The organism is Sphingomonas sp. Leaf231, from assembly GCF_001421995.1.
Taxonomy (GTDB): domain Bacteria; phylum Pseudomonadota; class Alphaproteobacteria; order Sphingomonadales; family Sphingomonadaceae; genus Sphingomonas.
On the sequence record NZ_LMLS01000004.1, the window covers coordinates 190,769 to 215,964 of the forward strand.

Genomic DNA, 25,196 nt, shown 5'->3' on the forward strand with positions numbered 1-25,196 from the left:
GGGTGCCGCGGGGAGAAGTATCGATCAGGCTGGCCTCGCGATGCGGTACAACGCCTGAACGCGCAACGGGCTGTTCGGTGGCACATCGGGATGCCCGAAGTCGCCGGCGACGTCGCGCACCATGCCGAGGCGCTCCATCAACGCGCGGCTGCGCTGGTTGGCGGGCACGGTCGCCGCCACGACGATCGTGGTGCCGCGCAGCCACTCCGCTGCCAGCACCGCACGCGCCGCCTCCGCCGCATAGCCGTGACCCCAGGCGTGCCGCGCCAGCCGCCACCCGATTTCCGGAAGGCCGGCGATCGGGCTGTCGGACGGTCCCGGCTCCACGCCGCAAAATCCGATGAACGCGCCGTCGACCCGGCGCTCGACCGCCCACAGGCATCGCCCGAACCGGGTCGCCGTATCGTTCTGCTCCCGCCACATCGCCCGCGCGCCGGCGGGGGTGGTGGGCGGGCCAAGGTAGCGCATCACCTCCGCGTCCTGCCCCATGGCGTGAAAGGGCGGCACATCGTCCTCCCGCCAGCCGCGCAAGAACAGCCGGTCGGTCCCGATTACCATCGCGCTACGGCCGCTCGATCCGATAGGTCGCCGTATCCGCCAGCGCCGGATCGTCCGCATGGGCCGGGTGCGCGAAGTCCAGCGTGGGGACATGCACCATCCCCAGCCGCTCCATGACCCGTCGGCTGGCGGCATTGCGTCGCGCGGTGATCGCGTGGACCGCCGGCTCCTCGCGGTGGCGCCATGCCCAGTCGAGCCACGCCGCCGCCGCCTCGCGCGCGTAGCCGCTGCCCCAATGCGGGCGCGCGACGATCCAGCCGATCTCCAGCAATCCCGCGATCGGCGTGCCGGCCGCGCCCGGCTTCAACCCGACATGCCCGATCACCGCGCCACTATCGCGCCGCTCGACCACGCCGAAGCCGAGCGGTGCATAGCCGGCGTGCCGCGCCAGCACCGCCGCGCACGCCGCGTCGTCCTTCGCACCGCCCAGATCGGCCATCACCACCGGATCGCGCCACATCGCCCATAACGCCGCATGGTCGGCGGCGACCGGCGCGCGCAGGATCAGGCGCGGCGTTGCGATCACGCGCCCAGCAACCGCGCGGCATGCACCGCATGATAGGTAAGCACGCCCGAACAGCCCGCGCGCTTGAACGCCATCAACGTCTCCAGCACCATCGCGTCGCGATCCGCCGCCCCCGCCGCCACCGCAGCCTCGATCATCGCATATTCGCCGGACACCTGGTACGCGAACACCGGCACCGCGAACGCCTGTTTCACCTTCGCGACGATGTCGAGATACGGCATCCCCGGCTTCACCATCACGCTGTCCGCGCCCTCGGCGATGTCGAGCGCCACTTCGCGCAGCGCCTCTTCGGCGTTCGCGGGATTCATCTGGTAGGTGGTCTTGTCGCCCTTCAGCAGCCCGCGGCTGCCCACCGCATCGCGGAACGGCCCGTAGAAAGCGGAGGCGTATTTCGCGGCATAGGCCATGATCTGCACGTTGGCGAAACCCTCGCGCTCCAGCGCGGCGCGGATCACGCCGACCCGCCCGTCCATCATGTCGCTGGGCGCGATCACGTCCGATCCGTTGCGCGCCTGGTTCAGCGCCTGCTCGACCAGCGCCGCGACGGTCGCGTCGTTCGACACATAGCCGCGTTCGTCGACCAGCCCGTCGTGCCCGTGAGTCGTATAGGGGTCCAGCGCGACGTCGGTCAGCAGCCCGATGTCGGGCACCGCATCACGGATCGCGCGCAGCGCCTGACACATCAGATTGTCCGGGCTAAGCGCCTCCGCACCGTCGTCGCTGCGCCGCTCCGCCTGGGTGTTCGGGAACAGCGCAAGGCACGGTATGCCCAGATCGCGCGCCTCCCGCGCGCGCGCGACGATCCGGTCGACCGACCAGCGCGACACGCCCGGCAGCGCGGCGATCGGCTCCTCCACATCCCTTCCGGCAGTGACGAACAACGGCCAGATCAGATCGGCCGGGGTCAGGACGTTCTCGGCATGGAGCCGTCGGCTCCACGCGGCGGCACGGGTGCGGCGCAAGCGCAGCGCGGGGTAAGCGGCGTGCATCGCCACGCTTTCCCGCAATCCGTGCGCGCACGCAAGCGTTACGGGGGCGAAACGCCCGGTCGTGCGTTGGGCGAGGCATGACAGAGATCCGCTCCGCCGTCCTGATCGTGAACGCGCGTTCGCGTCGCGGTCGCAAGCTGTTCAAGCGCGCCTGTCGCCGCCTGCGCGACCTGCCGTTCCCCGTCGTACCGCACGCGGTAAAGGATCCCGCCCACCTCGATCGCACTGTGCGCAAGGCGCTGGAGAAGAAGCCGGACCTCGTGATCCTGGGCGGCGGCGACGGTACGATCAGCGGGCTGGTCGACCTGCTGGTCGGGCACGATGTCATCCTCGGCGTCCTGCCGCTCGGCACCGCCAACAGCTTCGCGCGCTCGCTCGGCCTGCCGCTCGATATCGAGGGCGCGATCGACGTGCTGAAGACGGGCGTACCCAAGCGGATCGACCTGGGCATGATCGACGACGATTATTTCGCCAATTGCGCGGCGATGGGGATCAGCCCGCAGATCGCCGAGACCGTGCCGCATAACCTGAAGAAGATGCTGGGCCGCGTCGGCTATCTCGGCTGGGCCGGCTACCAGCTGTCGCGCTTCAAACCCTTCACCCTCTACGTCGACAATGGCGAGGGCGAGAAGAAGCTGCGCGTCGTCGAGGTACGTATCTCCAATGGCCCGTATCACGGCGGCACGTGGCTGGTGGACGAGGCCGGCATCGCCTCGAGGGAGATCGTGGTGCAGGCGGTGAAGGGCCATTACAAGCGTCGCCTGGTCCGCAACTGGGCGTACAGCTTTCTCGGCCGCAACGAACGCCATCACGACACGGTCAGCTTCTCCGGCAAGTCGATCACCGTACGCACCGACCCGCCGCTGCCGATCTCGATCGATGGCGAGGTGCTGGCGCATACCCCCGTTACGGCGCACGTCGCGGCGGGCGTGATCGAGGTGATGGTGCCGCGCGACGCGTGATCGCGCGCCGTCGCCACCCATGATCGCGAGCGCTGACATAGAAGCCGGCGACGTCCGCTCCCGTCGCCGCTGAAGCGCCGCGGCGCAAAAGCCGACCCGCGGGTTTCGAAACGCCGTAGGATCGGCAATGGTTACTCCCGCCACATAAAACGGAGATCGTGCCGGTGAGTCGAAGAACGCGTGCACTGCTGGCCCTCGCCGCCCTCGTCGCCAGCACGGCGACCCTCGGCTTCGCGATCGTCACCGCGCCGGTGCTGATGCGATGGCTGAACGCACATCCCGGCATTGCGCCGGTCATGCAATTGGCGAGTCTCGCCGTGGTGGCGTTGTCGGCATATATCACGCATCGCCGCCGGTCTCGCCAGCCGAAGGCCTGACCGGACGATCCAACCGCTCTAGATACGATCGAACCGTAATGGCGAGCGTAGCGAAATAGTCGAGGGCGTGGCACAGAACGCTGGATTGCTTCGCTACGCTCGCCATGACCGGTGGATGGAGCAGACCTGCCCGATCATGCGAGCGACGTGCGCCCGCACCGATGGACCATCATCATCGGCGAGCAGCCTGGCACCCATCAGTCGCGGAAAATCGGGCCGGTCCAGAGTGTTGCACGGGCCATCGGCGGCATGCCGCTCACCCCGGCATCGCTCCCGCGACCAGCATCGGGTCGATCCGCGCGCCGTTCCATGTCATCGCCCAGTGCAGATGCGGCCCGGTCGCCCGCCCGGTGCGCCCGACGCGCCCGATCGGCGCGCCCTGCCGCACCGTTTGCCCGACCGCCACGTCGATGCGGGACAGATGCAGGAACGCGCTGGTCACGCCGTGCCCGTGATCGAGGATCAGCAACCGCCCTTCCAGCGTGAACGGCGGGTCCGCCGCCAGCGTCACCACCCCGTCCGCCGGTGCGACGACCGGCGCACCCTCGGGTTTCGCGACATCGACTCCGCCGTGATAGCTGCCCGGCTCCCCGGCATAGATGCGTTGCGCGCCGAACAATCCGGAGATGCGGCCGGTCGCCGGCCAGATGAACCGCTGTCGCCATCCTTCGGCGTCGCCGCCCCGGGCGCGCGCCGCGACGATCTGCGCCAGTTCGCCGCCGCGAACCCGCGCGAATTCGCCGCCGGGCACCGGCACCTTGCGCAAGGTCGGCAACCGCTCGATCCGCCACGCGCCGGGCGCGATCGGCAGCGTCGCCGTCAGGGTCGCGCCATCCGCCAGTGCCGCGATCAGCACCGCCTGCGCCGCGGCATCGCGGTCGAAGGCGATCACGAACCGCCCGTCCGGTGCGATGGCGACCGCCGTGCCGTCCAGCGTCAGGCCGGTCGTCCCCTCTGGTGCATGGCCCAGCGTCAGCCCGCCCTGCCGCAACGCACCGCTCAACCCGAACCGGTCGGGTGCGACCAGTTGCGGCGGCGGCGGCAGCATCGGGCGCGGCGCAGGTGGGGTTATCGGCGTCGCCGCGACCGGCGGCACCGGTGACGGTGCGCCGATACACGCGCCGGCCAGCAACGACGTCGCCACCACAACCGGCACGCGCATCACCGCGGGGCCATCTCCGCCGACGCGATCGCGCCGCTGGCGAACGCACGCTGTGTCGCCACGTCCCAGTAACGCAGGTCCTCCAGCGCGATTCGCGCGCCGCTCACCCCGCACACCACATGATCGCCGGGCGTCAGAATGCGGAAGCCATTGGCCATGTAGTGCAATTTGGCGACGCGGTCGGTGTGGGACATCAGCATGAGCGGGGCTTTCAGATCAGTCGCGGCTGTTCGGGCTTGTCAGGATAGGCACGGCGCGGGCTTCGCTCAACCTTGGGCTCAACCTTGGGCTCAACCTTGGGCTCAACCTTGGGCTCCGGTCGGGGACTCCCGTCGACCTGCACCGCCACCGCACCGTCGCGGAACCGCAGGTTCAGCGCCCCGGCATCGCGCGCGGCATCGGCGGTCGTCACCGTCGCGCCGCCAGCCGCCTCGACCCGCGCATAGCCACGTTCAAGGATGCGATCGGGGTTCAGGCTGTCGACCAGCCGCCCGACATCGGTCAGCCGCCGCCGCGCCGCCTCCAGCCGCCGCTCCAGCGTCGCCGGGCGGATCGCCCCGGCGGCGTGGTTCAACTCGCCGCGCGCCCGCGCCACCCGGCGTTCCAGCGCACGGTCGCCGCGCATCCCCAGATCGTCCAGCCGCTGCCGTTGCGGCCCGAGCAGCCGGTCGCGCGTCGGCATCACCCGCGCCAGCGCCTCCAGCCGCTCACGCGCACGCTCGACATGCCGGCGCGCGCACCGCTGCGTGCGGTTCGCCATCGCGTCGAGCGTCAGCCGCAGGTCCGCCAGCACCGGCACAGCGATCTCCGCCGCGGCGGTAGGGGTCGGCGCGCGCAGGTCGGCGGCATGGTCGCACAAGGTCCTGTCTGTCTCGTGCCCCACTGCCGAGATGATCGGGATCGAACAGCCTGCCACGGCGCGCACGACCGCTTCCTCGTTGAACGCCCACAAATCCTCGATCGACCCGCCGCCGCGCGCGACGATCACCAGATCGGGGCGCGGCACCGCGCCACCCTCCGGCAGCGCATCGAACCCGCGTACCGCCGCCGCCACTTCCTCCGCCGCGCCTGCACCCTGCACCTTCACCGGCCAAACCAGCACATGCGTGGGGCAGCGATCTTCCAGCCGGTGCAGGATGTCGCGGATCACCGCGCCGGTCGGCGACGTCACCACCCCGATCACCCGCGGCATGAACGGCAGCGGCTTCTTGCGGGCCGGATCGAACAGCCCCTCCCCCGCCAGCTTGGCCTTCAGTTTCTCCAGCAACGCCATCAGCGCCCCGGCCCCGGCCAGCTCCATGCGCTCGATGACGATCTGATACTTGGACCGGCCGGGGAAGGTCGTCAGTCGACCGGTCGCCACCACCTCGACGCCGTCTTCCGGGCGGAAGGCGAGGCCGGCGGCGCTCCCCTTCCACATCACTCCGTCGATGACCGCGCTCTCGTCCTTCAACGCGAGATAGACGTGACCGGAAGTCGCGCGCTTGTAGCCGGAAATCTCGCCGCGCAACCGGACATGGCCGAACTCGCCCTCCACCATCCGCTTCAATCGCCCGGACAGTTCGCCGACGCTGATCGCCATCGCATTGTCGCCGGCCGCCGGCTCGGCTACCAGCCGCCCCGCCTGCGTATCGAATAGGGGGTCGGCCATGAATATCCTGCTGGTGGGTTCGGGGGGACGCGAACATGCGCTCGCCTGGAAACTGGCGCAGTCTCCGACGCTCGATACGCTCTTCGCCGCGCCGGGCAACCCCGGCATCGCCGAACATGCGACGATCGCCGACCTGGACGTGACGGACCACCGCGCCGTGGTCGATTTCGTGCGTCGCCAGCGCATTGGCCTCGTCGTGATCGGTCCGGAAGCGCCGCTGGTCGACGGCCTCGCCGACAACATCCGCTCGATCGGCGTACCGGTGTTCGGCCCCGGTCGCGAGGCGGCGAAGCTGGAAGGGTCGAAGGGCTTCACCAAGGATCTGTGCGCGCGCGTCGGCATCCCGACCGCCCGTTACTTCCGCGTCACCACGAAGGACGGCGCGCTCGCGTGCCTCGACGATTTCGGCGAGCGTTGCGTCATCAAGGCCGATGGCCTCGCCGCCGGCAAGGGCGTGGTCGTCGCCACCACCCGCGCCGAGGCCGAGGCTGCCATCGCCGACCTGTACGCGCACGGCCCGGTCGAGGCGGTGATCGAGGAAATGCTCGAAGGTCCCGAGGCCAGCCTGTTCGTGCTGTGCGATGGTTCCAGCAGCGTCTCATTCGGCTCCGCGCAGGACCATAAGCGCGTCGGGGACGGCGATACCGGTCCGAATACCGGTGGCATGGGTGCGTACAGCCCAGCGGCGGTTCTTACTTCGGCGCTTGAGGAACAGGCGCTCGGCGAGATCGTCCGCCCGACGATCGATGCATTGGCGGCCGCAGGGACACCGTATGTCGGAGTATTGTACGCTGGCCTGATGCTCACCACCGACGGCCCCAAGCTGATCGAATATAACGTGAGATTCGGCGATCCGGAGTGTCAGGTGCTGATGATGCGCTACACCGGCGATCTTGCCGCGCTCCTGCTCGCGGTCGCCAGCGGGCGTCTGGCCGACACCCCCGCCCCGACCTTCTCCGATCGGGTCGCCCTGACGGTAGTAATGGCGGCGGATGGCTATCCCGCCACCCCCCGCACCGGCGGTGCGATTGCCGCGATCGATGCGGCGGAGGCGGACGGCGCGGTCGTGTTTCAAGCCGGTACCGCGTTGAAGGAAGGACGATTGGTGTCGAGCGGCGGACGCGTTCTCGCGGTCACCGCGACCGGCAGCGACGTGGCCGCCGCTCAGCGCGCGGCCTATGCGGCCGTCGACAAGGTAGACTTCCCCAGCGGCTTCTTCCGCCGCGACATCGGAGCCAAGGCGCTCATCGACGGTTGAGCCTCCACTCTTTTCGGCACAGGAAGCGGTCATGAATTCTGGCAGTTATGCTTTGGAGCCGATCTCGCAGGACGGCGCGCTAATCACCGTAACGCTCGGGCTGGTCGCGGTACTCGCGATATTGACCGTGATCGCAATGCTTTGGGGCGCACGGTTGAAGCGCCGACGCAAGGCCGCCGAAGCTGACGAACAGCGCCGGATGGAGGAGTTGAAGGCCGAGGGAGTCGAGGCGACGAATATCGCCGAGACCAGCTCGCCGGTCGTGCCGTCGGCTGTTTCCTCGCCCGAGCCGGCCCGTGACGATCGTGGCGCGGTCATGCCGGATGAGCCGATCGCCGCAGCCGCGCCGCTCGATGCGACTCCCGCCACCGTGGCCGCCGATGCCGCGACGGTCCCGGACCCCGCACCCGGCGCGCAGCCTGTGTCGATCCTGAAAGGACTCGGGCCGAAAATCGCCTCGCGACTGGAAGAGCTTGGCATTACCCGGATCGACCAGCTGGCGTGGCTGGACGATGCGGAGGCGCAGCAGCTGGACGCCCAGCTAGGCGTGTTCCAGGGTCGTATGGAACGTGATCGCTGGCGCGAACAGTCGCGCCTGCTCGCCCAGGGCGACCGCGCTGCCTATGAAGCGCAGTTCGGCAAGCTGGGATGAGCGTCGCCTTCCGCCGCGAAAGCGATGAGGAACATCTGGAGCCACGTTTCGAACTTCCGATACCCTCCGGCCCCAATCTGGTCACGGCGCGCGGACGGGCGCTGATCGAGGCGCGCGTCGCCGAACTCGAGGCGGCGCTCGCCGCGATCGAAGACGACGAAGCCCGCAAGCCGATCGCGCGCGACCTACGCTATTGGAAGACCCGCCGCGCCACCGCGATCGACACTGCCTCGCGCAACGACGGCGTTGTCGGGTTCGGCAGCCGCGTGCGCTTCCGGATGGCCGGGCGCGAGCGCGAGGTAACGCTGGTCGGCGATGACGAAGCCGATCCGCCCGCCGGCTTCCTCGCATTTTCCGCGCCGCTGGCGCGCGCGTTGATGCGTGCGGAAACGGGTGAAAGCGTCGCGTTCAACGGCCAAGACGACGCAATCGAAATCCTTGAGGTGGCTTGATAGCCGGTGTGGCGCTGCCGCCGGGCAACGCAGCCGTATCGTCAGACTTCGCTGACCAGCAGCTTGTCGATCCGGCGGCCATCGAGGTCCACCACCTCGAAACGCCACCCCTGCTCCTCGAAGCTCTCGCCCTCTTCGGGAAGCTTGCGGAACGCGGCCAGCGCGAGGCCCGCGACCGTGGCATAGTCGCGGTCCTCGGGCAGGTCGAGGCCCAGCCGGTCGGCTAGCGCATCGGCGGCCATCGTACCGGCAACCAGCAACGAGCCATCGTCGCGCACCACCACGTTGGGGCTCTCATCCGGGTCGGCATCCGACAGGAACTCGCCCGCGATGGCCGCCAGCAAATCGGTCGGCGTGACGATCCCCTCGAAATGGCCGTATTCGTCGTGGATCAGCGCCATCGGCACTTCGGCCCGGCGCAGCGCATCCAGTGCGTCCATTGCATCGATCTGATCGACCACGACCGGCGCCTTGCGCACCAGACGCTCCAGATCAAGCGTCTCGCCACGGAACAGCGCCCTGGCCACGTCGCGCGCCTGTACCACCCCGACCACCGCATCGATAGAGCCGCGCGCCACTGGCAAGCGGCTGTGCGGTGTGTCGAGCAACTTCGTGCGAATCGCGGCATCGTCCAGCGCGATGTCCAGCCAGTCGACCTCCGTGCGCGGCGTCATGACCTCTCGCACCGGCCGGTCGGCAAGCCGCACCACGCCTGAGATAATCGATCGCTCATGCTCCTCGATTACCCCCGACTTGCTGGCTTCGGCGACGATCAGGTGCAGTTCCTCGGCGGTCACCTGCTCCTCGTTCTCACGGTTGAGGCCAAGCATGCGAAACGCCAGCGCACTGCTAGCATCCAGCACCCAGACGATCGGCTTCGTCAGTTTCGCAAGCCACGCCATCGGTATGGCGACAAGCGTCGCGACCGCCTCGGGCTTTCGCAACGCGAATTGCTTGGGCACCAGCTCGCCGACGATCAGCGATGCGTAGGTGGTGAGCGCGATCACCAGCACGTAACCCAGGCGCTCGGCCAGCGCGTGGCTCAAGCCCAGTGTCTCCAGCCGTGCCGCGGTCGGCGTACCCAGGCTCGCGCCCGAATAGGCACCGGCGATGATGCCGATCAACGTGATGCCGATCTGCACCGTCGACAGGAACTTGCCGGGATCGGCAGCCAGGTCGATCGCAATCGCCGCACCGCGCCGCCCACTGCGCGCCATCGCCTCCAGTCGCGCCTTGCGCGCGGAGACGATCGCCAGCTCACTCATCGCAAAGACGCCGTTCAGCGCCACCAATGCCAGAATGATGACGACGTCGGTCCAGGGGAACGGCGGTAACATGGTTCCATATCCTCTTGGCGGCAAAGCCGGTCTACGACAATGCGCAAAATGCCGGCGCGGCAAAATGGTGGGCGACGCGCTTCAGACCCGGTTCAGTGCGCCTGCGGAACATTCCTTTGCAGGGTCGGGTTGACCGGCATGGATGATGAAGGGGAATGAGATGAAGCTGACGTCGAAACTGGCCTGGGCGCTGGCCTGTGCCTCGCTGGTGACCGTGGCGGCGTGCACCACCGACCCCGAAACCGGCCAGCGGACGATCTCCAAGACCGCAATCGGCGGCATTGGTGGCGCACTGGGCGGATATCTGCTGGGCGATCTGGTCGGAGGCCGGCGCGACCGGACCGAGAAGATCATCGGCGCAGGCATCGGCGGGATCGCCGGCGCCGGGGTCGGTGCCTACATGGACAAACAGGAACGTGATCTTCGGGATCGTACCCGCGGCACCGATGTCGAAGTGACGCGTCAAGGCGACGACCTGCTGCTCAACATCCCGTCGGGGATCAACTTCGCCTATAATTCGGCAGCGGTGCAGCCGCAGTTCCGCGCGACGCTGGACAAGGTAGCCAGCGTGCTGGCCGACTATGACCAAACCTATGTCGATGTGTACGGCCACACCGACTCGGCCGGCAGCGACTCCTACAATCAGGACTTGTCCGAGCGCCGCGCCGTATCGGTCGCCGATTATCTGTCGAGCCACAGCGTACAGGCAGCGCGAATCGCCACCCGCGGCTTCGGAGAAACTCAGCCGATCGAGTCGAACGAGACCGAAACCGGGCGCGCCGCCAACCGGCGGGTCGAAATCAAGATCGTTCCGGTGTCGCAGAACGACGTGACACGACGCTGACCACCCCGGCGGCGCTGACGACGGTACGGGTCAGCGCCGCTCCGCAAAGAACGCACGTAGCAGTGCTCCTGCTTCTATCGCACCGATGCCGGAGTACAGCTCGGGACGATGATGACAGGTCGGCTGCGTGAAAAACCGCGGCCCATGTTCGATCGCCCCGCCCTTGGGATCGTCGGCACCGTAGAAGACCCTGCCCAGACGCGCATGAGCAATCGCGCCGGCGCACATCGCGCATGGCTCCAGGGTGACCCAAAGATCGCAGTCGCCAAGCCTGTCACGCCCAAGTGTGACGGACGCCGCACGTATGGCGAGGATTTCGGCATGCGCGGTAGGATCACATAACCGTCGGGGCGCATTCGCGGCGATCGACACGATCGCACCTGCTCGGGTCACTACCGCACCGACCGGGACCTCTCCATCCCGACCGGCGGCACGCGCGGCATCGAGCGCGGCGCGCATGGCGGGGGGCAGCGGGAACATGCCGCCACCTACCCGCTATGTCGTCAGGCGACCAGCATCAGCGCTTCGTGTCGCCCGGCTTCTGCACATCGATGTCCGGCACCTCCACCGTCTTGTTCTCGGTCCCGACACTTACCTTGGCGACATCCGCATCGAACTTGGGTGCCTGGCCGCCCTCGAGTCGGGGAAGCTGCGCGGTCTGCGTCTGGTCGAACTTGACGAACCCCAGTAACAATGCCGCGAGGAATACCAACGCCACCACACCGATCAGCACCAGAAGCGTGCGCATCCCTTATCTCCCTCTTTGACAGCCTTAGCTCCTTCAACAACGCCGGTTCGCAACGGTGGTTGCAGCGGTTGCAGCTTGACCGATGGCGCGATGCGCGTTAATCGCGCCCACTTTCCGGGCAACCGAAATCAGGATTATTCACATGTCGCGCATCTGCGAGCTGACCGGCAAGGGCCGGCAGGTGGGGAACAACGTTTCTCACGCCAACAACAAGACCAAGCGCACGTTCCTGCCGAACCTGCAGAACGTCACGCTGCTGTCGGACGCGCTCGAGCGTTCGATCCGGCTGCGCGTGTCGACGCATGGCCTGCGCTCGGTCGAGCACAATGGCGGGCTGGACAACTGGCTGGTCAAGACCTCCGACGATAAGCTTTCGCTGAAGGCCCGCCGCCTGAAGCGCGACGTCGTGAAGAAGCGCTCGACCGCGGTCGCAGCCTGATCCAGGTAAAACCTTCGTAGCGATCATGACTTGCCGTCCTGCGGGCCGGCGTCATGATCGTGTGAAGTAGACATTACGGCGCGCTCGATCATTGATGGTCGAGTGCGTTCTTCGTGTGCGGGATAATGCAGACGGATGGATCGCGATGATTCGCGCCCGGCTGCGGCGGACGATGATTGCTGCGCAGTACCCCGCCAGTCGCCACGCATGCCGACCGACTTCGATCTTCGCCTATCGTCGACGTGATGAACGGGCGGGCAAGGCACGCGCTCCGTGCAGCCGCAGCGACCCACTCCCCGTTTGGTAGCCCGGCGGCAAGACGATCGTCAGGGCGTCGGCCGAGATCCGACCCGTATCGGGCATCGTCGCGGCAATGATCGGAAGGATGAACCTTCGATAACGGACGCATTCAGGCTCGGCTCAATGCGAATCACCCATAAGCATCTCATCGACGGGAAACCGCCGTACGAAATGACAAACGGGAGACGATCGATGTTCAAGAATCTCGCACTCGCCGGTGCCGCTCTCGCAATGGGTGCCGCAGCCGTCGTCCCGACCGCGGCAGATGCGCAGCGCTATCGTGAGAGCCGTTACAGCCGCTACGACAACGACCGCGGCTATTACGATCGCCGCGACTACCGCGGCAACGATCGCCGCTACAATTACAACCGTCGTTGCTCGAATGGCACGACCGGTACCGTCGTCGGCGCGATCGCGGGTGGCCTGCTGGGGCGGGTGATCGACTCGCGCGGTGACCGTACGCTCGGCACGGTGCTGGGTGGTGTCGGCGGCGCGGTAGCGGGCAATGCGATCGAGAAGTCGAACAATTCGCGTTCTTGCCGCTGAACGGATGGGCCGCCCGGCTTCCGGGCGCGCGCTAGTGTTTCCCTCGCGTAGAGTATGAGGGCGCGAGCCCGGTACCGATGGTGCCGGGCTCGCGTTATTTCATGCCGGGCCGCGTGCCGCGTGGCACCGGCCGAAGCCGTCAGTACATATGCTGGCCGCCGTTGATGCTCAGCGTGGAGCCGGTCACGAACCCTGCGTCGTCGGAACACAGGAACGCCACGCCACGCGCGATTTCCTGCGCCTGACCCAACCGGCCGACCGGAATCTTGGCGACGATCTTCTCCAGCACGTCACCGGGCACCGCCGCGACCATGTCCGTATCGATATAGCCCGGCGCGATTGCGTTCACCGTGACGCCGACGCGCGCGCCCTCTTGTGACAATGCCTTGGTGAAGCCGTGGATACCGCTTTTCGCTGCCGCATAATTGACCTGGCCATATTGCCCGGCCTGGCCGTTGATCGAGCCGATGTTGACGATCCGGCCCCATTTGCGATCGCGCATGCCCGGGAACACCGCCTTGGCCATGTTGAAACAGCCGCCGAGGTTGGTGTCCATGACCTCCTTCCACATCTGGTAGGTCATCTTCAGGATGGTGCCGTCGCGCGTGATGCCGGCATTGTTGACCAGCACGTCGACCGGGCCAAGCGCCTCCGCGACCTTCGCGCACCCGTCCTGGCAGGCGTCGTAATCGGACACGTCCCACTTGAACGCGGCGATGCCGGTACGCTCGGAAAACTCCCGTGCGCGCTCGTCATTGCCGGCGTAGATCGCCGCAACGGTCATTCCCATATCCCGCAGCGCCAGGCTGATCGCCTCTCCGATACCACGCGTACCACCCGTGACGATCGCGACCTTTGCCATACAAACCTCTCCCGTTGACCCGCCCGCTATCGGGCGGTCCGTGTCGGCGAGCCTATGCGGCGCGCACCCACCCTTCAAGTTCACGTGCGAGTAACGTCCGCAACATGTCGACACCATCGGCGCTGTCGTTCAGGCACGGCAGATAGGCGAAGTGCGTGCCACCGGCGGCCGTGAAGCTCTCCCGTCCGCGGATCGCCAGTTCCTCCAGCGTCTCCAGACAGTCCGCCGAGAAGCCCGGCGCCATGATCGCGACCTTGCGCTGCCCCTGCGCGGCCAGCGCCTCCAGCGTCGTGTCGGTGGCCGGCTCCAGCCATTTGGCACGGCCGAACCGCGACTGGAAGGCGACCGTCAGAGGCAGGTCCAGCTTGTCGCCGAGCAGCCGCGCGGTCTTGCGGCAATGGCAGTGATAGGGGTCGCCCTGTTCCAGCGTTCGTTGCGGCATGCCGTGGAAGCTGGCGACCAGAACATCGGGCACGAAATCCAGCGCTGCCAATCCGGCGGTGACGTTGCGGGCGAGCGCATCGATATAGGCAGGATCGTCGTAATAGGGCGGCAGCGTGCGGATCGCCGGTTGCCAGCGCATGCCGGCCAGCGCCAGAAACGCCTTGTCGTTTGCGGTCGCGGTCGTGGCGGCGCAATATTGCGGGTAGAGCGGCGCAAGCAGGATGCGCTCGCACCCGGCCTTCTTCATCGCGGTCAGCCGATCGCCGATCGCGGGATTGCCGTAGCGCATCGCCCAGTCGACCAGCACATCGTCGCCGAACGCGCCTTGCAACGCATCGGACTGCGCCTTGGTCACCGCGGCCAGCGGAGAGCCATCGTCGGTCCACACCTGCTGATAGGCGTGCGCTGATTTCTTCGGGCGGGTGGTCAGCACCACGCCGCGCAGGATCGGCTGCCATAACAATCGCGGGATCTCGACCACCCGCCGGTCTGACAGGAACTCGGCGAGGTAGCGGCGTACGGCGCGCGCATCGGCCGCGTCGGGCGTGCCGAGGTTGATGAGCAGCACGCCGATACGCGGGCGGGGAATGGCGGGGTGGTCGGGGGGGAGCATCACGTGCGCCTGAACGGCACGTGCCGCCACCGCGTTCCACCCGCCGCGAACAATGCGTTGGCGACGGCCGGAGCGACGGCCGGCACTCCGAGATCGCCGACCCCGCCGGGATCGACCGACGATCCGATCAGATCGACGGTGATGTCGGGCGCATCGGCCAGCGTCGGTAGCGCGAGATCGCCATAGCGCCGCGGGCCGGGAAGCCCGGCGCGGTAATGCGCCGACGCGCCGCGCGCCATCGCGGCACCGAACACCAGCCCCCCCTCGATCTGCTGACGGACGATGTCGGGGTTGATCGCGCGACCGCAATCGACCGCCGCGACCAGCCGGTCGATCCGCGTGCTTCCGTCAACGGCGACCCCCGCCTCCGCCAGCACCGCTATCGCGCTGCCCGCCATGCGGTGACAGGCGATCCCCTGCCCGCTGCCCGGGACGCCGCCACCCCAGCCGCCAAGCGCCGCCACCGTGGTGAGGCAGCGCGCCAGCCGCGCATCCTGGCCCAGCATCCCCACCCGATATGACATCGGCTCGCTTCCCGAAACCCGCGCCAGTTCGTCGAGGAAGCATTCGGTGAAGAAGGCATTATACCCGTCCGCCCCGCCACGCAGATGCCCGGTCGGCAGGTCGAGCGCGACCGGATGGTGGTACACCGCCAGCGCGGGAATCCGATAACCCGGGACCGCGCCAGCCATCGCATAACCGTCCGCCCCCGCGGGCAGCATCGCAGCCGCCCGCCGCAGCGGATCATGGGGTAGCAGGCGTGCCGCCATGTCGTGCCCGGTCGCCGCCGCCGCGATGCGCGCCCGCCACCCGAGGATCGCACCATCGGGCGCGAGCCGCGCCGTCATCCTCGCTCTGGCGGGAGCGCGGACCCGGTCGTGAAGCGCAGCCTCGCGACGCGACCATGCCAATTGCACCGGGCGGCGCAATTCCTTCGCGAGCACCGCGGCTTGCCGAACCACATCCACTTCCAGCGCGGCACCGAACGAACCACCCGCCAGCATCGGGTGGACGATCACCTGCCATTCCGCCACGCCGATCGCCTGTGCGGCGGCGGTGCGGGCGAGCGACGGCGCCTGCGTCGCCACCCATAATTCCAGCCGCCCGTTCTGCCATTGCGCAGTCGCGGCTGGTGGTTCGAGCGCGGCGTGCAGCCCCGGTGCGACGCTATATTCCGCCTCGACCAGTCGCGCGCCGGACAACGCCCCCTCCACATCGCCGACCGCGGCGATACGGTGGCCTTCGCCGTCCAGCGCCGCCGCCAGCGCGCGGTCGATCGCGGCATCGTCGGGCAACGCCGGCCCCTGGAACCGCGGTGCGAGCGCCGCCAGCGCGCGATCGGCAGCCCACCAATTGTTCGCCACTGCCGCCACCCAGCGATCGTTGCGGACGACGTGGAGCATCCCGCCGATCCGCTCGGCTGCGGCCATGTCCACCGACAACAATCGCGCGCGGGGGTGCGGCGCCTGGCGGATGCTGGCGAACACCATGTCCGGCAATCGCGCGTCCGCGACGAAGTTCGCCGAGCCGTCGACCTTCGCCGGCACGTCGAGCCGCGGCACTGCCGTACCGGTCAGCCGCCCTTCGTCGCCGATCCGCAGCGGCAGTTCCGCGGGCAAGCTGCCGCCCACCGCTTCCTCCGCCAGTTCGGCGAAGCGCAACCGGCGCGCGCCCTGCACGACGAAGCCGTCGGCGGTGGTGCAATCGCGCCAGTCCACGTCCCAGCGTTTCGCCGCTGCCTGGCACAGCAGCACCCGCGCCGCCGCCCCGGCCTCGCGCAGCAGCGGCTCGAACCGGCGCACCGATGTCGACCCGCCGGTCAGCATCAGCGCGTCGCGCGTCCAGCGTTCGTCGCGCACCCGGTCCGGCACGCCGGCGTAACCAGCGCCGAACAGCCATGCCGCCGCCAGCGGATTGGCGTAGAGCGGCGACACCGGTGCCGCCTCCACCCCCAAGGCCCGCCAGTCCGCGCCGAGTTCGTCGGCGACGATCTGCGGCAGCGTGGTGTAGACGCCCTGCCCGTGCTCGCATTGCGGGACCGCCACCGTCACCCGCCCGTCGCGCGCGATCTTCACGAACGCGTTGAAGACCTGCTCGCCGGGCGCGGCGGCCAAATTGGGCAAATAGGTGCGCGGCCACGCCGCCCATGCGACCACCAGCCCCACGCCGACACCGCCGGATACGAGAAGCCTGCGCCGCGTAACGTCCACCATGACGCCGGGTTAGCGACGACCGGGACGGGGTGGAAGGGGCTTCGTCGTCGGCGATCCGGGCGCGGGTGCGGCGTGGAAGTTGACAAACTTCACACCACGTCGGCGCTGAAATCATTCCACGGGAACGCCGGTGAACGTGTCTGGAATGAAGCAGGGACGGAACGCGGGTCGCCATGCCGGGATCGTAGCCGATCGTCGGGGATGTAGGACAGCGGACCCCGCCCCGGTCGACACGCGACCTGCACCGGACCGCGCCACCACCGCGGCGTCGCCCGCCGAACGGGTTCTTTCCACCGACCCCGCTTCGGACCAGGGCGTCGAACGGCGCGCGCGGCTATGCGGGCATCCTCTCCGCATAGGCACGCCGCAGCGACACCTTGTCGATCTTCTCGGTCCCGAGCCGCGGCAGTGGCTCCGTGCTGAGCCACAGCCGCGCCGGCACCTTGAACGCCGCGAGATGCTGGCCCAGGAACGCGAGGATATCCGCCTCGCTCGCCGCATCGGCGGCGGACAGGTGGACGACCGCGCACGGCACCTCGCCCAGTCGCTCGTCGGCCAGCCCGAACACCGCCGCCTCCGCAACCGCGCCGTGCGTATACAGCGCTGCCTCAACCTCAAGGCAGCTGATGTTCTCGCCGCCGCGGATGATGATGTCCTTCTTGCGATCGACGATGAACAGATAGCCGTCGTTGTCGAGATAGCCGAGGTCGCCGGTGCGAAAGAAACCGTCGGTCGTGAAACAGGCTGCGGTGTCGGCCGGCCGACCCCAATAGCCCTCGAAACACGCCGCCGAGCGGATGCCGATCTCCCCCACGCCGCCATGGCGGACGTGGTGGCCCGCCTCATCGAGGATCGCGAGATCGACCAGCGGTGCCGAGGCGCGACCAGTGGAGGAGGGTTTGCCGAGGTAATTGGTTCGCCAATTGCCCGCACCCACCGCGTTGGTCTCGGTCAGGCCATAGCCGATCAGCGGCGAGCCGGGCAGTTCGGCGTCGAGTCGCCGGACATGCTCGACCGGGCGCGCTGCGCCGCCGGCGGCGAAATCGGTGACGGTGGACAGATCATAATCGCCGCGACGCGGGTGGTTGAGCATCTCAAGGCTCATCAAGGGCACGCCGACGAAATAGGTCACCTTTTCGCGTGCGATCAGCCGCATCGCCTCCTCTGCGTCCCAGCGCGACATCAGGACCAGCTTGCGTCCCATCGGGAAGCTTTGGAGGAACGTCGGCACCATCGCGGTGACGTGGAACAACGGCACGTTCAGCAGCGTCGCGGGCTGTGCGGCCATCGGCTTGCCGTCCTGCGTGGAGATCGCCAGCATCATCATCGCCGACGCCAGAAAGTTGAACGCCCCCTGCACGACCTGAAAGTGCGTGGAAAGCGCGCCGCGGGCCCGCCCGGTCGATCCCGAGGTGAACAGGATCGTCGCATGATCGTGCGGCTGTACGTCCGGTAGCTCCGCGGCATGCGCGCGCGCGAAGATCGCATCCAGCGCCCGCTCCAGCGGCTCGGCATCGTCGAACGGCTGAACGGGCACGTCGATGCCCTCCAGCCGGCGGGCGCGGGGCGGATCGGCGAGGATCAAACGCGGCGCGACCTCCGCCACGGCGGCGGCCAGTTCCTCGTTCTGCCACCAGCCGTTCAGCAGGGTCGCGACCCCGCCGGCCATGACGATGCCCATGTAGAGGATGACCCACGCCGGGGAATTGCGCGCCGCGATCGCGACCCGGTCACCACGCTGGATGCCATAGCCGGCGACCAGCGCCTGCGCGACGCGCGTCGCGGCGTCATGCACCTGCCCGAAGGTCAGCCGTTCGTCGCCGGCGACCAGAAAATCCTTGTCGCGATGCTCGGTACAGAAATGCGCGAAACAGCCCGGCAGCGTCGGCGGGGCGGTGGCGATCGCCGGCAGCGTACGACCGAAGCGTTCGACAGTGCCGAGGGCCAGCGGGCCGCCCTCCCCCGTCAGCATCGCCATCGTGGCATCCATGCGCGCATCAAGCTCGGTACGCATCACTCTCTCCGCTTGGGTTTGTCCCTTTGCACCCTTATGGAGGCGCGATTCACGAGGGGAAAGCCTTGATCCAGCCCGCGCTCACGGCTGCCGTAGCGGCAAGCCACATACATTTTTCCGATCTGGGCCTGCACCCCGACGTGTTCTCCATCGGGGTGTTCACGCTGCGCTGGTACAGCCTGGCGTATATCGCCGGGATCGTCCTCGGCTGGTGGTATCTGCTCAGGCTGCTGGACCAGCCCGGCGCGCCGATGGCGCGGCGTCATGCCGACGATCTCGTGTTCTATGCCACGCTGGGCATCATCCTGGGCGGGCGGATCGGCTACGTGCTGTTCTACGCGCCCGAAATGCTGACGCGGCCATTGTCGATCCTGCGGCTGTGGGACGGCGGCATGTCGTTCCACGGCGGGGTGATCGGCACGTCGCTGGGGCTGATATGGTTCGCGCGCAAGCAGGGGCTGAACTGGCTGCGCATCCACGATTACGTCGCGTGCTGCGTCCCGTTCGGGCTGTTCTTCGGGCGGCTGGCCAACTTCGTGAACGGCGAATTGTGGGGCAAGCCCGCCGACGTGCCATGGGCGATCGTGTTCGAGCGGACGGTGCCGTTCGGCATGGCCGAGCCGGCCCGTCACCCCAGCCAGCTGTACGAGGCGGGGCTTGAGGGCATCGCGTTGTTCGCGCTGCTGTGGTTCTTCTTCTGGCGTACCGACGCCCGGTATCAGCCGGGCCGGCTGGTGGGACTGTTCCTGGCCGGATACGGCGTGGCGCGTTTCACGGTCGAGTTCTTCCGCGAACCCGATGCGCAGCTGCGCCAGTTCGCGGAGGCGACCGGCCTGCACATGGGCCAGTGGCTGTGCGTGCCGATGATCGTGGCGGGCGTGTTCCTGATCGCGACCGCGCCGCGGCGGCGCACGCGGGTCGAGCCGATCGCCGGTGCGGACAGCGTGGCATGAGCGAAGGCGCGCTGGCCGATCGCCTCGCCCGCGCGATCGCGCTGGGCGGGCCGATTCCGATCAGCCAGTATATGGCCGCGGCCAACGCACATTATTACGCGACCCGCGACCCGCTGGGCACCGCCGGCGACTTCACGACCGCGCCCGAGATCAGCCAGATGTTCGGCGAATTGATCGGCGCGTGGGCGGCGGACCTGTGGGAGCGGGCCGGGCGTCCGGCGGTGGCGTGGGTCGAACTGGGGCCGGGGCGCGGCACGCTGACCGCCGATGCGTTGCGCGTCATGGCGCGCGCCGGGTTGATGCCGCCGGTGCATTTCGTCGAGAACAGCCCGACGATGCGTACCGCGCAGGCCGAGCGCGTGCCCGCGGCGCGGTGGCACGACGCCATGGGAACGCTGCCCACCGACGTGCCGTTGATCGTCGTCGCCAACGAATTCTTCGACGCGCTGCCGATCCGCCAGCTCGTGCGTCGCGCGGGGACGTGGCACGAACGGCTGGTGGCGTGCCAGGACACGCTGTTCCTGCCGATCGCGGGCAGCAGCGTGCCGGACACTATCATCCCCGACGGGCTGGTCGATGCCGCGCCGGGCGCGGTGATCGAAACCTCGCCGGCCAGCGTCGCGATCATGGCCGATCTGGCGGCGCGGATCGTCGAACAGGGCGGCGCGGCGCTGGCGATCGACTACGGATATGACGGGCCGGGCGTGGGCGACACGTTGCAGGCGGTGCGCGGCCATGCCTACGCCAATCCGTTCGAGGCGCCGGGCGAGCGCGACCTGACCGCGCACGTCGACATGGCGACGCTGCGGCTGGCGGCCACCGCATCGGGCGCGGACGCCTTCGGGACGACGACGCAGGGGGAGTTCCTGCGCGCATTGGGGATCGATCAGCGTGCCGCTGCGCTGGGCGAACGGGTGGCGGGCGACCGCCGCCGATTGGTGGAAGACATGGGGGAGTTGTTCAAGGTGATCGCAGTGACGCACAAGGACTGGCCGCGGCCGGCGGGGTTCGCGGCATGAAGCGCGGCGTCACGCTGCGCAGCGCCACGGTCGAGGATGCCGCCGATCTGGCGGGCGTGGCGCGCGCCACGTTCACCGAAACGTTCGGCATGCTGTATTCCGCCGCCGATCTGGCGACGTTCCTGGAACAGCATACGCCGCACGACTGGGCGCGCGAGATCGCTGACCCGGATTATGGGGTGACCGTGGTCGAGGACGGCCATGTCGTGGTCGGCTACATCAAGCTGGGCCCGCCGCGCCTGCCGTTCACGCCCCGCGAAGGCGCGATCGAGCTGCGCCAGTTCTACCTGCTGCAACCATGGCAGGGTGCAGGCGCGGGGCCGAAGATGATGGAATGGGCGCTGGACGAGGCGCGCGCGCGCGGCAAGCGCGAGATGTACCTGTCGGTGTTCGTCGACAACGAACGCGCGCGGCGCTTCTACGCCAAATACGGGTTCGAGGATGTCGGCCGCTACGCCTTCATGGTCGGCGATCACGAGGATACCGACGTCGTGATGCGACGCACGCTGTGAACGCGCCGTCGCCGTTCCGCGCCGCGTTGCTGGACGGCGTGCCGCACGGCTTCTTCGGGCGCGGCGGCGGCGCATCGACGGGGGTTCATGCCGGTCTGAACGTCGGGCTGGGATCGGCGGACGACACCGCAACGGTGCTGGCGAACCGCGCTGCGGCGCTGGCGGCGGTCGCGCCGGGAGCGTGCCTGCTCACCCCGTACCAGGTGCATTCGGCGACCTGCATCACCGTCGATGCGCCCTTCGCGGAGCGGCCGGAGGCGGATGCGCTGGTCACCGATCGGCCCGGGCTGGCGATCGGCGTGGTGACGGCGGACTGTGCGCCGGTATTGCTCGCCGATCGTGACGCGGGCGTGGTCGGTGCGGCGCACGCCGGCTGGAAGGGCGCGCTGTCCGGCGTCACCGACGCCGTCGTCGCGGCGATGGTCGCGCGCGGCGCGCAGGCCGGGCGGATCGTCGCCGCGGTAGGCCCGTGCATCGCGCGCGCCAGCTACGAGGTGGACGACGCCTTTCGCCAGCGGTTCGACGCCGCAGACGCCGCCAACGAACGGTTCTTCGTCGATGCGCGCACCGGACACCACCGCTTCGACCTGGAGGGCTATGTCGTACACCGCCTTGCCGCCGCCGGGGTGACGCGCGTCGCGGCGCTCGGGCTGGATACCTACGCCGACGAGGATCGGTTCTTCTCCTACCGTCGCGCGACGCACCGCGGCGAGCCGGGCTACGGACGGCAGATCGCGATCATCGCGCCATCCGGGTAAGCCGCCCGGATCGTTCGCCCGTGCCGCTGGTTGAAGCGCCTTACGGGAGAACGCACATGGCCGACGACGCCGCCGCCGAGAACATCACCGAAGGCCCGACCTTCGATCGAAAGGCCAAACGCCCGATCAAGGGCGGCTTGTTCTATCTGGGTTTCCTGCTGATCGCGGCGATCGTGATCCTGTTCGTCGCCGGCGACCTGATCTGAGATGACCTGATCCAGACAGGCGGCGGCACGACCGCCGCCTGTCGATCCATCACAGCACGAAACGGCTAAGGTCGGAGTTGCGCGCCACGCTGGCCAGTTGTTGCTCGACATAGGCGGCATCGACGGTCAGCGAACTGCCCTGACGATCCTCGGCATCGAAGCTGACGTCTTCCAGCAGGCGTTCCATCACCGTCTGCAAACGCCGCGCGCCGATATTCTCGATCTCGCCGTTCACCTCCGCCGCGATCCGCGCGATGGCGCGGATACCGTCGTCGGTGAAGCTCACCGTGACACCCTCGGTCGCGATCAGCGCGGTATATTGCGCGGGCAGCGACGCCTTGGTGTCGGACAGGATCGCGACGAAATCGTCCTCGGTCAGGCCCTTCAGCTCGACGCGGATCGGCAGTCGGCCCTGAAGCTCCGGCAACAGGTCGCTGGGCTTGGCGACGTGGAACGCGCCGCTGGCGATAAACAGGATATGGTCGGTCTTCATCGGGCCGTATTTGGTGGCGACCGTCGTCCCCTCGATCAGCGGCAGCAAATCGCGCTGCACGCCTTCGCGGCTGACCGAACCGCCCCGCACGTCGCTGACCGCGATCTTGTCGATCTCGTCGAGGAACACGATGCCGTTTTCCTCGGCGTCCTGCAGTGCGACACGGCTGACTTCGTCCTGATCGAGGCGCTTGTCAGCCTCCTCCTCGACCAGTTTCTCCCATGCGGCGGGGACGAGCAGCTTGCGGCGCTGCTTCGGCCCGCCGCCGAACGCCTTGCCCATCATCTCCGACAGGTTGAGCATGCCCACGGACCCGGCGCCGCCGGGCATTTCGAACGGCATCTGCGGAGCCTGCGACAATTCGAGCTCGACCTCCTTGTCGGCGAGGTGCCCCTCAGCGAAGCGTTGACGGAAGCTGTCGCGGGTCGCCTGGCTGGCGTCCTTGCCGACCAAAGCGTCGAGCAGACGGTCCATCGCCGCAGCCTCGGCCTTGTCCTTGACCGCGAGGCGGCGGCGTTCCTTTTCGAGCCGCACCGCTTCCTCCACCAGGTCGCGCGCAATCTGTTCGACATCGCGCCCGACATAGCCGACCTCGGTGAACTTGGTCGCCTCCACCTTCACGAACGGTGCGTCGGCCAGCTTGGCGAGCCGGCGGCTGATCTCCGTCTTGCCGCAGCCGGTCGGCCCGATCATCAGGATGTTCTTGGGCGTCACCTCGTCGCGCAGATCGGGCGCGAGCTGTTGCCGCCGCCAGCGATTGCGGAGCGCCACCGCCACCGCGCGCTTGGCATCGCGCTGCCCGATGATGTGCGCGTCGAGTGCGGCGACGATCGCCTTGGGAGTAAGATTATCGTTCATGTTTCAAAGCCCTGATCGGCGAATGTTGCGAATGTTGAGACCCTCGCACATGGTTCCGGCAACCGCCGGCTCCCGATGCGGCACGCGCGCTTCCTGACGAGGTGACCCGGCCCACGCCGGGGTGAGCTGGCGGGTCAGGTGCTCGATTCCAGCACTTCCACGGTCAGCCGGTCGTTGGTGTAGACGCAGACCTCCGCCGCGATGCCCATCGCCTTGCGGCACAGCACCTCCGCATCCTGTTCATAATCGACCAGCGCGCGCGCGGCGGCGAGCGCGAAATTGCCACCCGAACCGATCGCGGCTATGCCGTTTTCGGGCTCCAGCACGTCGCCGTTGCCGGTCAGGATCAGCGTCACGTCCTTGTCGGCGACGATCATCATCGCTTCCAGATTGCGCAGGAACTTGTCGGTGCGCCAGTCCTTGGCCAACTCGACCGCCGCGCGCATCAAATGCCCGCCATGGCGCTCAAGCTTGGCCTCCAGCCGCTCGAACAGCGTGAAGGCATCTGCGGTCGCGCCGGCGAAGCCGCCGATGACCTTGCCGTCACCCAACGTGCGGACCTTGCGCGCGTTGGGCTTCATCACGGTCTGCCCCATCGAGACCTGACCGTCGCCGATCACGACGACCTTGCCGCCGCGCCGTACCGAAAGAATGGTGGTGCCATGCCAGACGGGCATGGCGTGTGGATCGTTACCGTTCATGCCGGGCGATTTGGGGCGCCGCCGCGGCACAGGCAAGGGCCATGAAAGATTGATGATCCAGGCGATGGAATCCGGCGCGCAACGCGACCATATCGCGCGCCGGAGAGTGAGTAGCGTGGATGATTACCGACAAGGACCGTTTGTATTTCCAGGCCCGTGCGGAGGCCGAATTGCGACTGGCCGCAGAAGCGGAGGACAGCGCGGTGTGCCAGGCCCATTATGCGATGGCGACCGAATATCTGGAAGCGGCGCACGGCGCGCACATGCGCCTGCCCCCCGACCCGCAACGCCTGACGCGCCGGGGGTGAGCCGGCGGGAGTGAGGCGGCGGCACCCTTAGCGCGCCTTGGCCTTCCCCCATTCGCGCGCGACGGTGTAGCCGAGATAGCCGGTGCCGAAGAGCGCGTAGAGCGGTTCCGGCAATCCGGTGAGATACGCGTTCATCGCCTGTGCGATCGCCGTCGCCGCTTGCGGGCGGACCGCCGCGATCATTCCCATCGGAATGCTCCACAGCAGCAGCGCGTACATCACGTAGAGGAAGCCCGGGCGCGCGCGGCTGGTCCATGGGTCCGGCGCCTGCGCCTCCGCCAGCACCACCGCCAATTGCGCCTTGACGCGTTCCAGTTCCTGCGTGCCCTCCAGCCGCAGCAATTCGCGCTGCGCCACCTCCCGCGCGCGCGGATCGGGGATCAGCTTGTCGAGCAGGCCCGCGACCGGGCCGATGATCGTGTCGAGGATCGCCATGGTCGT

Annotated in this window: 30 protein-coding genes; 14 read left to right on the forward strand and 16 right to left on the reverse strand. The window is 68.2% G+C overall.

Annotated elements, in window-relative coordinates; translation table 11 throughout:
• Nucleotides 1–24: 24 nt before the first annotated feature.
• The 3 genes from ASE95_RS13920 to hemB are packed head-to-tail and all read right to left on the reverse strand — an operon-like array spanning nt 25 to nt 2,073.
• Complete coding sequence (locus tag ASE95_RS13920; RefSeq protein ID WP_056637410.1) at nt 25–558, reverse strand: GNAT family N-acetyltransferase; 534 nt, start codon at nt 556–558, stop codon at nt 25–27.
• A 4-nt stretch (nt 559–562) separates the two neighbouring features.
• Nucleotides 563–1,084, reverse strand: coding sequence for a GNAT family N-acetyltransferase (locus ASE95_RS13925; protein WP_056637412.1), 522 nt, complete (start codon nt 1,082–1,084; stop codon nt 563–565).
• The gene (hemB, locus tag ASE95_RS13930; protein ID WP_056637795.1) at nt 1,081–2,073 is read right to left on the reverse strand and encodes a porphobilinogen synthase; all 993 of its coding nucleotides are present in this window, start codon (nt 2,071–2,073) and stop codon (nt 1,081–1,083) included. Before hemB ends, ASE95_RS13925 begins: the two co-directional genes overlap by 4 nt.
• 77 nt (nt 2,074–2,150) lie before the next feature.
• On the opposite strand from hemB, the gene ASE95_RS13935 reads away from it, so the two are divergent.
• Together ASE95_RS13935 and ASE95_RS13940 are read left to right on the forward strand one after the other, a co-directional pair.
• On the forward strand, nt 2,151–3,035 hold the full coding sequence (locus tag ASE95_RS13935; protein WP_056637414.1) for a diacylglycerol/lipid kinase family protein: 885 nt from the start codon (nt 2,151–2,153) through the stop codon (nt 3,033–3,035).
• A gap of 164 nt (nt 3,036–3,199) precedes the next feature.
• A complete protein-coding gene (locus tag ASE95_RS13940; protein WP_056637418.1) occupies nt 3,200–3,412 on the forward strand; it encodes a hypothetical protein in 213 nt (70 codons plus the stop codon).
• A 256-nt stretch (nt 3,413–3,668) separates the two neighbouring features.
• On the opposite strand, the gene ASE95_RS13945 is transcribed toward ASE95_RS13940, so the two are convergent.
• Genes ASE95_RS13945 through xseA form a run of 3 tightly spaced genes read right to left on the reverse strand, consistent with a single transcriptional unit; the run spans nt 3,669 to nt 6,225 of the window.
• Nucleotides 3,669–4,574 (reverse strand): M23 family metallopeptidase, encoded by a 906-nt coding sequence (locus ASE95_RS13945; RefSeq protein WP_056637420.1) that lies wholly within the window; start codon nt 4,572–4,574, stop codon nt 3,669–3,671.
• On the reverse strand, nt 4,574–4,774 hold the full coding sequence (locus ASE95_RS13950) for a DUF2093 domain-containing protein (RefSeq protein WP_056637424.1): 201 nt from the start codon (nt 4,772–4,774) through the stop codon (nt 4,574–4,576). Before ASE95_RS13950 ends, ASE95_RS13945 begins: the two co-directional genes overlap by 1 nt.
• Nucleotides 4,775–4,785: 11 nt before the next feature.
• Entirely contained in the window at nt 4,786–6,225 is a 1,440-nt protein-coding gene (gene xseA / locus ASE95_RS13955) for an exodeoxyribonuclease VII large subunit (RefSeq protein ID WP_056637426.1), read from the reverse strand.
• Here xseA and purD point away from each other — a divergent pair.
• Genes purD through ASE95_RS13970 form a run of 3 tightly spaced genes read left to right on the forward strand, consistent with a single transcriptional unit; the run spans nt 6,224 to nt 8,587 of the window.
• On the forward strand, nt 6,224–7,483 hold the full coding sequence (purD, locus tag ASE95_RS13960; RefSeq protein ID WP_056637431.1) for a phosphoribosylamine--glycine ligase: 1,260 nt from the start codon (nt 6,224–6,226) through the stop codon (nt 7,481–7,483). The two genes, xseA and purD, sit on opposite strands and share 2 nt — an antisense overlap.
• 31 nt (nt 7,484–7,514) lie before the next feature.
• A complete protein-coding gene (locus tag ASE95_RS13965; protein WP_056637434.1) occupies nt 7,515–8,135 on the forward strand; it encodes a hypothetical protein in 621 nt (206 codons plus the stop codon).
• Nucleotides 8,132–8,587: a GreA/GreB family elongation factor gene (locus tag ASE95_RS13970; RefSeq protein WP_056637438.1), complete on the forward strand. Its 456-nt coding sequence runs from the start codon at nt 8,132–8,134 to the stop codon at nt 8,585–8,587. The genes ASE95_RS13965 and ASE95_RS13970 overlap by 4 nt, the downstream gene beginning before the upstream one ends.
• 41 nt (nt 8,588–8,628) lie before the next feature.
• Here ASE95_RS13970 and ASE95_RS13975 read toward each other — a convergent pair whose 3' ends face one another.
• The gene (locus ASE95_RS13975; protein ID WP_056637443.1) at nt 8,629–9,924 is read right to left on the reverse strand and encodes a hemolysin family protein; all 1,296 of its coding nucleotides are present in this window, start codon (nt 9,922–9,924) and stop codon (nt 8,629–8,631) included.
• Between the two features lie 160 nt (nt 9,925–10,084).
• Between ASE95_RS13975 and ASE95_RS13980 the strand changes: the two genes are divergently transcribed.
• On the forward strand, nt 10,085–10,768 hold the full coding sequence (locus ASE95_RS13980) for an OmpA family protein (protein WP_056637796.1): 684 nt from the start codon (nt 10,085–10,087) through the stop codon (nt 10,766–10,768).
• Between the two features lie 30 nt (nt 10,769–10,798).
• On the opposite strand, the gene ASE95_RS13985 is transcribed toward ASE95_RS13980, so the two are convergent.
• Both ASE95_RS13985 and ASE95_RS13990 read right to left on the reverse strand, forming a co-directional pair.
• Nucleotides 10,799–11,227, reverse strand: coding sequence for a nucleoside deaminase (locus ASE95_RS13985; RefSeq protein WP_056637799.1), 429 nt, complete (start codon nt 11,225–11,227; stop codon nt 10,799–10,801).
• A gap of 58 nt (nt 11,228–11,285) precedes the next feature.
• Complete coding sequence (locus tag ASE95_RS13990) at nt 11,286–11,516, reverse strand: hypothetical protein (protein ID WP_056637452.1); 231 nt, start codon at nt 11,514–11,516, stop codon at nt 11,286–11,288.
• Nucleotides 11,517–11,658: 142 nt separating this feature from the next.
• Between ASE95_RS13990 and rpmB the strand changes: the two genes are divergently transcribed.
• Nucleotides 11,659–11,955: a 50S ribosomal protein L28 gene (gene rpmB, locus ASE95_RS13995; protein WP_056637455.1), complete on the forward strand. Its 297-nt coding sequence runs from the start codon at nt 11,659–11,661 to the stop codon at nt 11,953–11,955.
• Between the two features lie 492 nt (nt 11,956–12,447).
• The gene (locus ASE95_RS14000) at nt 12,448–12,801 is read left to right on the forward strand and encodes a glycine zipper 2TM domain-containing protein (protein ID WP_056637458.1); all 354 of its coding nucleotides are present in this window, start codon (nt 12,448–12,450) and stop codon (nt 12,799–12,801) included.
• 139 nt (nt 12,802–12,940) lie between these two features.
• On the opposite strand, the gene phbB is transcribed toward ASE95_RS14000, so the two are convergent.
• The 4 genes from phbB to ASE95_RS14020 form a co-directional block, all read right to left on the reverse strand.
• Nucleotides 12,941–13,663 (reverse strand): acetoacetyl-CoA reductase, encoded by a 723-nt coding sequence (gene phbB, locus ASE95_RS14005; protein WP_056637459.1) that lies wholly within the window; start codon nt 13,661–13,663, stop codon nt 12,941–12,943.
• 52 nt (nt 13,664–13,715) lie between these two features.
• Nucleotides 13,716–14,720 carry a ferrochelatase gene (gene hemH / locus ASE95_RS14010; RefSeq protein WP_056637802.1) on the reverse strand — a complete coding sequence of 335 codons (1,005 nt, stop codon included), beginning with the start codon at nt 14,718–14,720 and terminating at the stop codon, nt 13,716–13,718.
• Nucleotides 14,720–16,933, reverse strand: a complete 2,214-nt coding sequence (locus ASE95_RS14015) for a xanthine dehydrogenase family protein molybdopterin-binding subunit (protein WP_056637460.1) — start codon at nt 16,931–16,933, stop codon at nt 14,720–14,722. The genes hemH and ASE95_RS14015 overlap by 1 nt, the downstream gene beginning before the upstream one ends.
• A gap of 334 nt (nt 16,934–17,267) precedes the next feature.
• A complete protein-coding gene (locus ASE95_RS14020; RefSeq protein WP_200918839.1) occupies nt 17,268–18,947 on the reverse strand; it encodes a class I adenylate-forming enzyme family protein in 1,680 nt (559 codons plus the stop codon).
• A gap of 65 nt (nt 18,948–19,012) precedes the next feature.
• On the opposite strand from ASE95_RS14020, the gene lgt reads away from it, so the two are divergent.
• The 5 genes from lgt to ASE95_RS17750 are packed head-to-tail and all read left to right on the forward strand — an operon-like array spanning nt 19,013 to nt 22,395.
• Nucleotides 19,013–19,900 carry a prolipoprotein diacylglyceryl transferase gene (gene lgt / locus ASE95_RS14025; RefSeq protein WP_082450148.1) on the forward strand — a complete coding sequence of 296 codons (888 nt, stop codon included), beginning with the start codon at nt 19,013–19,015 and terminating at the stop codon, nt 19,898–19,900.
• Nucleotides 19,897–20,919: a class I SAM-dependent methyltransferase gene (locus ASE95_RS14030; protein WP_056637463.1), complete on the forward strand. Its 1,023-nt coding sequence runs from the start codon at nt 19,897–19,899 to the stop codon at nt 20,917–20,919. Before lgt ends, ASE95_RS14030 begins: the two co-directional genes overlap by 4 nt.
• Entirely contained in the window at nt 20,916–21,431 is a 516-nt protein-coding gene (locus ASE95_RS14035; RefSeq protein WP_056637472.1) for a GNAT family N-acetyltransferase, read from the forward strand. The genes ASE95_RS14030 and ASE95_RS14035 overlap by 4 nt, the downstream gene beginning before the upstream one ends.
• Complete coding sequence (gene pgeF / locus ASE95_RS14040) at nt 21,428–22,189, forward strand: peptidoglycan editing factor PgeF (protein WP_056637475.1); 762 nt, start codon at nt 21,428–21,430, stop codon at nt 22,187–22,189. The genes ASE95_RS14035 and pgeF overlap by 4 nt, the downstream gene beginning before the upstream one ends.
• A gap of 56 nt (nt 22,190–22,245) precedes the next feature.
• Nucleotides 22,246–22,395, forward strand: coding sequence for a hypothetical protein (locus ASE95_RS17750; protein WP_156348051.1), 150 nt, complete (start codon nt 22,246–22,248; stop codon nt 22,393–22,395).
• Between the two features lie 49 nt (nt 22,396–22,444).
• Here the strand turns inward: ASE95_RS17750 and hslU are convergent, their stop codons facing one another.
• Together hslU and hslV are read right to left on the reverse strand one after the other, a co-directional pair.
• Nucleotides 22,445–23,746, reverse strand: a complete 1,302-nt coding sequence (gene hslU, locus ASE95_RS14045; protein ID WP_056637478.1) for an ATP-dependent protease ATPase subunit HslU — start codon at nt 23,744–23,746, stop codon at nt 22,445–22,447.
• Nucleotides 23,747–23,880: 134 nt separating this feature from the next.
• Nucleotides 23,881–24,423: an ATP-dependent protease subunit HslV gene (gene hslV / locus ASE95_RS14050; RefSeq protein WP_082450158.1), complete on the reverse strand. Its 543-nt coding sequence runs from the start codon at nt 24,421–24,423 to the stop codon at nt 23,881–23,883.
• A gap of 143 nt (nt 24,424–24,566) precedes the next feature.
• On the opposite strand from hslV, the gene ASE95_RS14055 reads away from it, so the two are divergent.
• Nucleotides 24,567–24,755 carry a hypothetical protein gene (locus tag ASE95_RS14055; protein ID WP_056637483.1) on the forward strand — a complete coding sequence of 63 codons (189 nt, stop codon included), beginning with the start codon at nt 24,567–24,569 and terminating at the stop codon, nt 24,753–24,755.
• A gap of 27 nt (nt 24,756–24,782) precedes the next feature.
• On the opposite strand, the gene ASE95_RS14060 is transcribed toward ASE95_RS14055, so the two are convergent.
• Nucleotides 24,783–25,190: a holin family protein gene (locus tag ASE95_RS14060; protein ID WP_056637486.1), complete on the reverse strand. Its 408-nt coding sequence runs from the start codon at nt 25,188–25,190 to the stop codon at nt 24,783–24,785.
• Nucleotides 25,191–25,196 lie beyond the last annotated feature (6 nt).

Bases quoted from the DNA above. Each gene is read 5' to 3' on its own strand.
- ASE95_RS13975 (WP_056637443.1), bottom strand. From the start codon at position 9,924: ATGTTACCGCCGTTCCCCTGGACCGACGTCGTCATCATTCTGGCATTG.
- ASE95_RS14020 (WP_200918839.1), bottom strand. From the start codon at position 18,947: ATGCGTACCGAGCTTGATGCGCGCATGGATGCCACGATGGCGATGCTG.
- ASE95_RS13985 (WP_056637799.1), bottom strand. From the start codon at position 11,227: ATGCGCGCCGCGCTCGATGCCGCGCGTGCCGCCGGTCGGGATGGAGAG.
- ASE95_RS13990 (WP_056637452.1), bottom strand. From the start codon at position 11,516: ATGCGCACGCTTCTGGTGCTGATCGGTGTGGTGGCGTTGGTATTCCTC.
- ASE95_RS14015 (WP_056637460.1), bottom strand. From the start codon at position 16,933: ATGGTGGACGTTACGCGGCGCAGGCTTCTCGTATCCGGCGGTGTCGGC.
- ASE95_RS14000 (WP_056637458.1), top strand. From the start codon at position 12,448: ATGTTCAAGAATCTCGCACTCGCCGGTGCCGCTCTCGCAATGGGTGCC.
- ASE95_RS13965 (WP_056637434.1), top strand. From the start codon at position 7,515: ATGAATTCTGGCAGTTATGCTTTGGAGCCGATCTCGCAGGACGGCGCG.
- hslU (WP_056637478.1), bottom strand. From the start codon at position 23,746: ATGAACGATAATCTTACTCCCAAGGCGATCGTCGCCGCACTCGACGCG.
- ASE95_RS13945 (WP_056637420.1), bottom strand. From the start codon at position 4,574: ATGCGCGTGCCGGTTGTGGTGGCGACGTCGTTGCTGGCCGGCGCGTGT.
- ASE95_RS14030 (WP_056637463.1), top strand. From the start codon at position 19,897: ATGAGCGAAGGCGCGCTGGCCGATCGCCTCGCCCGCGCGATCGCGCTG.
- ASE95_RS13980 (WP_056637796.1), top strand. From the start codon at position 10,085: ATGAAGCTGACGTCGAAACTGGCCTGGGCGCTGGCCTGTGCCTCGCTG.
- ASE95_RS13970 (WP_056637438.1), top strand. From the start codon at position 8,132: ATGAGCGTCGCCTTCCGCCGCGAAAGCGATGAGGAACATCTGGAGCCA.
- ASE95_RS14055 (WP_056637483.1), top strand. From the start codon at position 24,567: ATGATTACCGACAAGGACCGTTTGTATTTCCAGGCCCGTGCGGAGGCC.
- hemH (WP_056637802.1), bottom strand. From the start codon at position 14,720: ATGCTCCCCCCCGACCACCCCGCCATTCCCCGCCCGCGTATCGGCGTG.
- ASE95_RS13935 (WP_056637414.1), top strand. From the start codon at position 2,151: ATGACAGAGATCCGCTCCGCCGTCCTGATCGTGAACGCGCGTTCGCGT.
- ASE95_RS14060 (WP_056637486.1), bottom strand. From the start codon at position 25,190: ATGGCGATCCTCGACACGATCATCGGCCCGGTCGCGGGCCTGCTCGAC.
- ASE95_RS13950 (WP_056637424.1), bottom strand. From the start codon at position 4,774: ATGCTGATGTCCCACACCGACCGCGTCGCCAAATTGCACTACATGGCC.
- ASE95_RS17750 (WP_156348051.1), top strand. From the start codon at position 22,246: ATGGCCGACGACGCCGCCGCCGAGAACATCACCGAAGGCCCGACCTTC.
- hslV (WP_082450158.1), bottom strand. From the start codon at position 24,423: ATGCCCGTCTGGCATGGCACCACCATTCTTTCGGTACGGCGCGGCGGC.
- purD (WP_056637431.1), top strand. From the start codon at position 6,224: ATGAATATCCTGCTGGTGGGTTCGGGGGGACGCGAACATGCGCTCGCC.
- hemB (WP_056637795.1), bottom strand. From the start codon at position 2,073: ATGCACGCCGCTTACCCCGCGCTGCGCTTGCGCCGCACCCGTGCCGCC.
- phbB (WP_056637459.1), bottom strand. From the start codon at position 13,663: ATGGCAAAGGTCGCGATCGTCACGGGTGGTACGCGTGGTATCGGAGAG.
- ASE95_RS13920 (WP_056637410.1), bottom strand. From the start codon at position 558: ATGGTAATCGGGACCGACCGGCTGTTCTTGCGCGGCTGGCGGGAGGAC.
- xseA (WP_056637426.1), bottom strand. From the start codon at position 6,225: ATGGCCGACCCCCTATTCGATACGCAGGCGGGGCGGCTGGTAGCCGAG.
- ASE95_RS14035 (WP_056637472.1), top strand. From the start codon at position 20,916: ATGAAGCGCGGCGTCACGCTGCGCAGCGCCACGGTCGAGGATGCCGCC.
- rpmB (WP_056637455.1), top strand. From the start codon at position 11,659: ATGTCGCGCATCTGCGAGCTGACCGGCAAGGGCCGGCAGGTGGGGAAC.